The 850-nt window shown below is 62.2% G+C and carries 1 protein-coding gene; it reads right to left on the bottom strand.

Annotation, left to right across the window (positions count from 1 at the left end; genetic code table 11):
* Positions 1-182: 182 nt before the first annotated feature.
* Positions 183-749, bottom strand: a complete 567-nt coding sequence (locus L540_RS21160) for a fimbrial protein (protein WP_043206814.1) — start codon at positions 747-749, stop codon at positions 183-185.
* Between the last annotated feature and the right edge of the window lie 101 nt (positions 750-850).

Below are 850 nucleotides of genomic sequence, written 5' to 3'. Positions count from 1 at the left end.
TGCGGTGTGCGGTGTGCGGTGTGCGGTGTGCGGTGTGCGGTGTGCGGTGTGCGGTTCATCGAACATTCCCTGGATTGATGACTCAAGCAGGGCGATCGTAGAACAGCGGCGCCGCGCGTTGTTTCCGAATCTGTGGCGCCGCCTTCCTATCCTGAGCGGCAAGAGCAGCCGATGGCGTGGTCTCAGGGATAGACAATGCTGTATTGCACATAGGTCACCAGCTTGCCGGCCTTGATATTGCCGTCGCCGCTTTTGACGTATCGCGCCAGGTAGCGCAGCGTGGCCTCCTTGTTGGCGCCGTTGGCGGTCAGCGGCACTTCCTGGGCCTGCTGGTTCTGGTGATCGAGGCCCAGCGTGATGGTGCTGCCATTGGGATTGGCCAGCTGGATCTGCACGTTGCCGAACGCGGTCGCCGGCAGCGGATTGGGGATGGAGGCGGCCATCGCCACGGCCTGGGCCGTGGTGTAGGCGACCAGATTGCCCGTGGCGTAGTCTGTGGTGGAACCGGGCTCGAAGTAAGCCTTGATATTGCCGTTCAGCGCATCAGGGCATTCTGTCAGCCTGATGAGGAAGGGCGTGGCGCCGGCCGTATCTCCCTTGGCCTTCAGCGCCGAAGTCGATATCTTGGGCAGCAGCACATGGATATGGGCCGGCGGCACATTGCCATTGATCTTGCAGGTTTGGTCGGTGATCTCGCCGTTGATGGTGATCGTGCCGTCGACGGCATGGGCCGGCGGCATGCCCATCATGCCCGCCGCGGCCAGCGAGGCCGTGGCGAACTTTACGCATTCAATTGCGGATTGCGGATTGCGGATTGCGGATTGCGGATTGCGGATTGCGGATTGCGGAT

It is taken from the genome of Bordetella pseudohinzii, assembly GCF_000657795.2.
Taxonomy (GTDB): Bacteria; Pseudomonadota; Gammaproteobacteria; order Burkholderiales; family Burkholderiaceae_B; genus Bordetella; species Bordetella pseudohinzii.
The sequence above is the reverse complement of the archived record's forward strand: the minus strand, read 5'-3'. Positions and strand labels throughout refer to the sequence as shown.

What these genes read in the sequence shown, in the direction of transcription:
- L540_RS21160 (WP_043206814.1), bottom strand. Translation starts at nt 749, where the DNA reads ATGATGGGCATGCCGCCGGCCCATGCCGTCGACGGCACGATCACCATC.